Origin of the sequence: Anaeromusa sp. (assembly GCF_028691475.1) — a bacterium.
Classification (GTDB): domain Bacteria; phylum Bacillota; class Negativicutes; order Anaeromusales; family Anaeromusaceae; genus Anaeromusa.
Window position 1 is genome coordinate 6,320 of record NZ_JAQUZF010000075.1, and the last position, 6,872, is coordinate 13,191.

Genomic DNA, 6,872 nt, shown 5'->3' on the forward strand with positions numbered 1-6,872 from the left:
GGGACTCCTTTGGGCATGCTGCCTTCAGTGGTGTTTAGCAGTGAAAGAACGTTGTTGCGTAAATTTAAAGAGGGTGTTGGCGTAACGCCGAAGGTGTTTCAGAGACTAGCGCGGTTTGAGCGGACGCTGCGCTCCTTGATGCTGGGGAGGACTCACTCGTATTTGCCGCTAGCGTTGGCTGGAGGCTACTATGACCAAGCGCATTTCAGCAAAGAATTTAAAAGACTTGTAGGCGAGACGCCGCAAGCGTATTTGATGCCGAAAAATTTTCAAGCCCATTTCTACTTTGAGCGGCGCAAAGCAGGCGTATGAAACATAGTGGAATTGTATAAGGTTTTCAGGCGGCGTTTTTACTAACGCTATAAGACTATGGTCGTATTTTTAATATGTAAAAATCAGGGATTAAAGTACTAAGAAAACTTGTAATATATAAAAAAATTGTGTAAAATGAAAGTGTAAATACTAAAAAATTACAAATTTGGCAAACTTGCTGAAAAGCAAGGACGCAAAGCCGTGGGTCTAAGGGCTGGGAAGCCTAGGATTGCCAGGTTGCTGCTTTTTGTGAAGCGTACGTAAACTGCAACAACCTTGGTTGAAGCAGTTTTTTGTTTTGGGCGGTGCGGCTGATTTTTGTGAGAAAGGAGAGGGAACATGAAAAAGATCACGGTGGCTGAAGTAGAAAGCGGTATGGTGCTGGCGAAAGAAGTTGTTTCTTCACAGGGAATGATCTTGTTGGATAAAGGCGTGTGTTTGTCGGATTCTCAGATAGCTACGCTTAGAAAATGGGGGATTGTACACTTGTATGTACAAGCTTCAGCTAAGGCGTGTTGTTAAATAAACAACAGGGGTATACAGCAAGCTTATGAAAAAAGGCTTGCTGTATTTTTTTTATATCCGTCAGGCTTTTTACATGACGCTGTACGTGGAGATTTGCAAGAGGGAGCCTTCAAGAGTAGACAAGAATCGGGAAATCATCTATGCTTATAAAAAGAACAGACCCTTGTAAGACAAGAAGTCTGCCGCGTAATAAATCGCATAATTAGAAAGGAAAGAAGGAGCATAATGAAAGAAACAGCAAAGGAAAGCGAAGCGCATTTGAGCTTGCAAGAGGAAGAGGCTAAAAAGGCGGAGCAAGAAGCGGCCAAACAGGAAGAAAAACGTTGGCGTCATACCTATAGCGACAGACCGGGGCTGGTCGAAGCGCTGTCAGCCAGCACTATGCCGGAGCTTACGCTGCTTCGTCAGAATATGGGTCTTGCAGGTGTCAGCTCGCTGAAAAAGCAGGAACTGGTGCCAGTATTGGCGGAGGCTTTGCTGCTGCGGGCGCCCGCGCTGTTTCAACTGTTGGACTTGGTGCAATATCAATGGCTGAAGAAGACGATTGCTGATGGCGGACTGCGTTTTGTCGGCGAGGAAGAGAATCATCTTTGGCGGGAACTGGAAACGGTTGGCTGGGTATTTCGAGGCACATTCCCTGCGGGGAAAACGGTGTTTTTGCCGCAAGAGCTTGCAGCGCTGTTTGAACGTTTTGATCAGGAAGGCTTGGGACAGGTTGCCGCCCGCAATGAGCAGTGGACTCGTTTGACGACCGGTTTGCTCCATTACTACGGTGTATTGTCGACAGAAGAAATTAAGGCGTTTTTAGAGACTCTTACAGGCAAAGAAGTAGTGGAAGAAGAAATCTTAGGAGTGCTATCCTGGTACCGTTTATATAGTGACGGCGATATTGCTTGTGGCGAAGGGCTTTGGTGGGATTGGCGCGTTGATGACGTGGAGGCTGTTCGAGAAGAGCAGGAATTGCGCAGTTCCTTGCCTTTTGCGGCGTTTTCGTATGAGCAATTGTATGCGGCGGGAAAAGCGGACTTTGTGGAAGAGTATCCGGCCTTCCAAGAGCTGTTGGAAGTATTTCAGAGCAATTGGGAGTTGGATCGGCAGGTGGCCCGAGAATTGGCCGCATATAGCGTAGAAATGATTCGCAACGACAAAGATGTGTCCTTGTTATTGCAGGAATTGGGTGAAGCGTTGGAATTCCCCAATATGGAAGTCGTACAGGGTCTTACGAAGGCGCTGATTTCCCTGCATAACGAAACGCCGTTGTGGGTGCTGAAAGGCCATGCGCCGCAGGAACTGCGTCTTCAGGGTGTTGAAGATCGTCACTTAGATCTGGTTAAGAAGAAACAGCCTGTAGTGAATGCCGATAAAATTGGACGAAATGAATTATGTCCGTGCGGCAGCGGTAAGAAATATAAAAAGTGCTGCGGCGCAAACTAAGGAACTCTTGAGAACCTTAAAAGAGGAAACTGGCGGAGGAACTAGGATGAAACTGGATGTGTGTTTTCGGCCCGCGGAAGTACAGGGCATGGATTTGCAGGAGACGCTCTGTATTGTGCTGGATATTTTCCGGGCGACGACTTGTATGACTACAGGAATGAAAAATGGCTGTAAAGCGATCATTCCGGTGCTTTCCTTGGAAGACGCCCGGCAGGCGGCGCAGGAGCAGGATGAGCCTGTTCTTTTAGCTGGCGAGCGGCAGTCGTTGCGTTTGGAAGGCTGTGAGCTGGGGAATTCTCCCTTCGATTATGCAGCGGAAGTTGTGGACGGACGTGTTGTCGTAGCTACAACAAGCAACGGCACAGTAGCTATCAAGGCGACAGACGGCGCGTATCGGACGTTGATCGGCTCTTTTTTAAACGCCTCGGCGGTTTGTGAAGAGGCTGCGCAAGCCGGCAAGGATGTGCTTGTAGTTTGCGCCGGTACGGATGGTTTGTTTTCTTTAGAGGATTCCTTGTGCGCCGGACTGCTGTTGCAGCGTCTAGCCCAACTGCAGCCGGAAGCGGAGCTGACTGATGCGGCTCGAGCGGCGATGATGCTATACGCGGGCGCGGAAGCTTGTCTTTTGGAAACGGCGGTTGTCAGCCGCAACGGTCAGCGTCTGCAGGATCTTAACCGCATGGAGGATGTCCGCCGCTGCTTTGAAATTGATGCAGTTCCAGTGGTGCCGGAATACCGCGACGGCGTGATAACTTGTATTGGGAACCACTAATTTATTCTCCTGATTTTCTAGAGCGCAAATAGGTAAGAGTGAAATAGGGGCTGTCCGCATATCTGCTTGGACAGCTCTTTTGCTATACGTAGAAGGAGGTGAGCTAGTGCAGGAAGAAGCGGATTTGATTGATAAGGCCCAGGCAGGAGACCGTGAGGCGGTGAACGCCTTAGTGGCGCTGCACTGGCAGCCTTTATACCGTTTTTTGGCCTACAAGGTGGGCGATAGGGAGGAAGCCAAGGAGTTGTCGCAGGAAACCTGGCTGCGCCTTGTACGCGCTTTGCCGCAATATCGGCAGAATGGAGCTTCGTTCAAAAGCTTTTTGTATCGAATTGCAGGCAATTTGGTGGTGGACCATTGGCGCAAGAACGGCCGCAAGCCGGTATTGGTAGAGTTGGAAGAATGCAAGCAGCAGCTGCCGGTTGAAGAGGGGCCGGAAGCTTGGACTTTGCGACAAGAGCGGCAAATCGTTTTGCAAGAAGTGATGGGCGAGCTGCCGTTAGAACAGCGACAGACCCTGGAGTGGCGATTGCTGGCAGGTTTTTCGGTCAAGGACACGGCGGCGGCGCTGGGCAAGTCCGAAGGGGCCGTTAAGATGCTGCAGTTGCGGGCACTGGAGCAGGTGCGGAAGCGTTTGGCGGTGCGAGGATTTTTAGAATCAGAGGAGGTGAGGAAATGAGCCGGCACCTAGAAGAAGAAAATAAGAAACAGCAAGAAGCCTTGTCTGCGGCGTTGGATCGACTGAATGCTGAAAAAACGGAGCAACAGGAAGCAGAAGAATTAGACGATTTGCTGGAGACGGCGTGCTGGGTGAGGCAAAGCGTAGAACCGCCGCCGCAGTTGTTGCAGGAAACCTTGGAGCTTTTGGAAGCGCAAGCTTTGCTGCAGGAAGCTCCTGTACCGGAGAAGTCCGGCTTGTCACCGCAAAGGAAGCGGAGCTGGCTGTATGCCGGTGCGCTGGGCCTGGCGGCATCGGTACTGCTGGCCTTACAGCTGTTTCCTTCCTCGCCTTCTCCTGTGGCGGTTGCGCCGAAAGAAACGCCGCAGACAACAGAGGTAGCGGTGGCGCCGCTGCGCAGCGCTGCTGTGGCGGTGGAACGCAAAGCGGAGCCTGTGCAGCCATTGATCCTCCAAGCAAGAGAAGAAGCGGCTGTAATGCCGGCAATGCCGATTTTAGCGGCGGCTGCAGCGGTTGCTGAGGAAGCGGGCAACGAAAGCAGCGGAGCCGTAGTTGCTTGGTCGGAACAGTCGGAACAAGCGTCAAACCGCGTTAAACTGTATGCCATGCGGACTGTAAGGCTGCCTGAAGAACGGACGGAGCCATTGGTATTGCCTGGGGAGGCGGCGGATGTAGTTTGGCATGACGGGCAGAAAACAATATGGCGTCATGTATACCGTCAGGATACGCCGCAAGAAGTGGCAGTGACACAGTGGCGGCCGGAACGGCTGCAAGAAAAGGCGGCGTTGCAGCGAGCGGCCGCTGTCTTGGGAGCGAATCGTCTTGTACTATCTCGCGAAGGGCGCGTATTGGTGCTGGAAGGGCGAGGCGGTGAGGTGGAACTGCGCAAAGTAGCGGCGGCGTTAGTAGGACCAGAAGCTGAGAAATGAGCTCCGTGGTCTTGTAAAGCTCGCGTTAAATACGGACCGTATTGAAGGCATTTACAGGCGCGCGGCGAAATATATGACAAGCGTTCTTTGGGGTTAATGCAAAAAAAAGGAGGCGGCAACTATGGATTACCGTTATCAAGAGACCGTTGATTGGGGCATTATCAAACGGGAGTGGGTTGGTGAGGAAGCGGGCTATAGCGTCATCCTGGAGCGGCATGAAGAAGGACGGTTTACGGTTGAAATTAAGGAACGCGGCGGTTGGGAGTATTATTCTTATTGGAAAGCCAGCGGCCAAGTGACCTATGCGACCTTGGAAGAAGCGCAGCAGGCGGCGGAGGAGAAAATTCAGCAGCATAAGGCCGCCCGTGAAAAATGAGGGACTTAGAGGAGGCAGTTTATGAGCAGCAAGAAAACATCCAGTGAATCGCAGTTAGTGATCAGTGAAGTAATGATGCCTAGTCAGGCTAATGTTGCGGGTAATATTCACGGCGGCGAGATTATGAAATTGATGGATTCCACGGCGTATGCCGCGGCCAGGCGTTATGCCCGTTCTAATGTGGTGACGGCCCGCGTGGACGAGTTGGAGTTTCATCTGCCGATTTTTATTGGCGATTTGGTGATTTGTACGGCGCAAGTGGTTTTTGCCGGCAAATCTTCTATGGAAGTAGCGGTCAACGTGGAAGTGGAGGACTTGGAGTGCGAGGGCCGCAAGAAGGCGCTCTCCGCTTACTTTACAATGGTTTCCTTGGACAAGAAGGCTCGGCCTAATATGGTGCCGGAGCTGATTTTGGAGACGCCCGAAGAAGAGGAGGCCTTTGGCGAAGGAAAACGCCGCTATGAAGAGTACAAGGCGAGGAAAAAGAAAAAAGGATGAAACAAACCTTTACCTGGAAGCAAAAACTGCGGCAATTGCTGTCGGTAATGCTGCCGGTGCTGATTACCCAGATTTCCTTGAGTGCGATGAATTTCTTTGACACAACCATGTCCGGCCATGCCAGCCGGCAGGATTTGGCTGGCGTAGCCATTGGCAGCAATTTATGGCTCCCTGTCTATACCGGTCTAACGGGTGTTTTGCTGGCGGTTATGCCGATGGTGGCGCAGCTGCATGGCGCCAGGCGTCCCCAAGATATGGCGGCGGTGGTTGTGCAGGGCTTATATCTAGCCGGGATGCTGGCAGTGGTGACAACGGCGGCGGGCTGGCTTGTCCTGCCTGCGGCGTTGCAGGCTATGGGTTTAGAAGCAGAGGTGCAACGGATCGCCTTTGCGTTTTTAGGGGCGATTTCATTAGGCATGGCGCCGTTGTTTGCAGGGTCCGTGTTGCGATGTTTTATCGATGCTTTGGGCTATACGCGGATTACCATGCTGGTGACCCTGGGAGCTTTGCCGATCAATATCGCGTTGAACTATGCCTTGATTTTTGGTCATTTCGGTTTTCCCAAGCTGGGAGGCGTAGGGGCCGGTTATGCCTCGGCAGTAACGTATTGGCTTATTTTGCTGGCGGCATTTTGGGTAGTGCACCGGCTGCCTCCTTTTTGCCGGTACGGGATTTTTGACAAATGGCAAGCGCCGTCGCCGGCTATGTGGAAAGAGCAGCTGCGTCTAGGGCTGCCTTTGGGAACGGCGATTTTTTGCGAGACAAGTATTTTTGGCGTTGTCGCGGTATTTATGGCGGCTTTTGGTACGTTGACCATTGCCGCGCATCAGGCGGCCATTAATTTTGCCGGCTTGGTTTATATGTTGCCGCTCAGTATGAGCATGGCCCTGACCATTGTGGTTGGTTTTGAGGTAGGTGCGGGGCGCTGGCGTGATGCTAGGCAGTACGCCGTGTTAGGCGTTGCCGTGGCTCTGGTGGCGGCCTTGTTTTGCGCTTTGGGCCTGTGGGCCGGCAACGAGCAGGTGGCGGCATTGTACACGAAAGATGAAAGCGTACTGCAGTTGACGCGCGAGTTTTTGTTGTATGCGGCGTTTTTTCAGCTTTCCGATGCGGTGGCGGCGCCGATACAGGGGATTTTGCGGGGCTATAAAGAAGTGATCGTACCATTTATGGTGGCCTTGGTTTCTTATTGGGGATTGGCTTTGCCTGTAGGCATGGTATTGTCAAATACTTCGTGGGGTCCCTTTGGCTATTGGGTCGGTTTTATCGTTGGCTTGGCGGCGGGAGCCGTGGCCTTGGCTTTGCGCCTGCGGCATGTTCAGCGTCTGAAAGCTAACAGTGCTTTGT

The 6,872-nt window shown here is 52.0% G+C and carries 9 protein-coding genes and 1 riboswitch; all 9 genes read left to right on the top strand.

What is annotated here, in order from left to right; translation table 11 throughout:
* Positions 1-312: helix-turn-helix domain-containing protein (locus tag PHF27_RS10040; RefSeq protein ID WP_300069340.1), on the top strand; the 312-nt coding region annotated here is incomplete at its 5' end.
* A gap of 158 nt (positions 313-470) precedes the next feature.
* Positions 471-557: riboswitch (cyclic di-GMP riboswitch) on the top strand.
* Positions 558-651: 94 nt separating this feature from the next.
* Positions 652-834: a hypothetical protein gene (locus tag PHF27_RS10045; protein ID WP_300069343.1), complete on the top strand. Its 183-nt coding sequence runs from the start codon at positions 652-654 to the stop codon at positions 832-834.
* Between the two features lie 228 nt (positions 835-1,062).
* Positions 1,063-2,271 (top strand): SEC-C metal-binding domain-containing protein, encoded by a 1,209-nt coding sequence (locus PHF27_RS10050; protein ID WP_300069346.1) that lies wholly within the window; start codon positions 1,063-1,065, stop codon positions 2,269-2,271.
* A gap of 46 nt (positions 2,272-2,317) precedes the next feature.
* Positions 2,318-3,043 carry a 2-phosphosulfolactate phosphatase gene (locus PHF27_RS10055; protein ID WP_300069349.1) on the top strand — a complete coding sequence of 242 codons (726 nt, stop codon included), beginning with the start codon at positions 2,318-2,320 and terminating at the stop codon, positions 3,041-3,043.
* 106 nt (positions 3,044-3,149) lie between these two features.
* Entirely contained in the window at positions 3,150-3,722 is a 573-nt protein-coding gene (locus tag PHF27_RS10060) for an RNA polymerase sigma factor (RefSeq protein ID WP_300069352.1), read from the top strand.
* On the top strand, positions 3,719-4,651 hold the full coding sequence (locus PHF27_RS10065; protein WP_300069355.1) for a hypothetical protein: 933 nt from the start codon (positions 3,719-3,721) through the stop codon (positions 4,649-4,651). The genes PHF27_RS10060 and PHF27_RS10065 overlap by 4 nt, the downstream gene beginning before the upstream one ends.
* Before the next feature lie 121 nt (positions 4,652-4,772).
* Positions 4,773-5,027, top strand: a complete 255-nt coding sequence (locus PHF27_RS10070; protein WP_300069358.1) for a hypothetical protein — start codon at positions 4,773-4,775, stop codon at positions 5,025-5,027.
* A gap of 21 nt (positions 5,028-5,048) precedes the next feature.
* Positions 5,049-5,525 (top strand): acyl-CoA thioesterase, encoded by a 477-nt coding sequence (locus tag PHF27_RS10075; RefSeq protein WP_300069361.1) that lies wholly within the window; start codon positions 5,049-5,051, stop codon positions 5,523-5,525.
* A partial coding sequence (locus PHF27_RS10080; RefSeq protein WP_300069364.1) for an MATE family efflux transporter occupies positions 5,522-6,872 on the top strand: 1,351 nt, incomplete at its 3' end. The genes PHF27_RS10075 and PHF27_RS10080, both read left to right, overlap by 4 nt.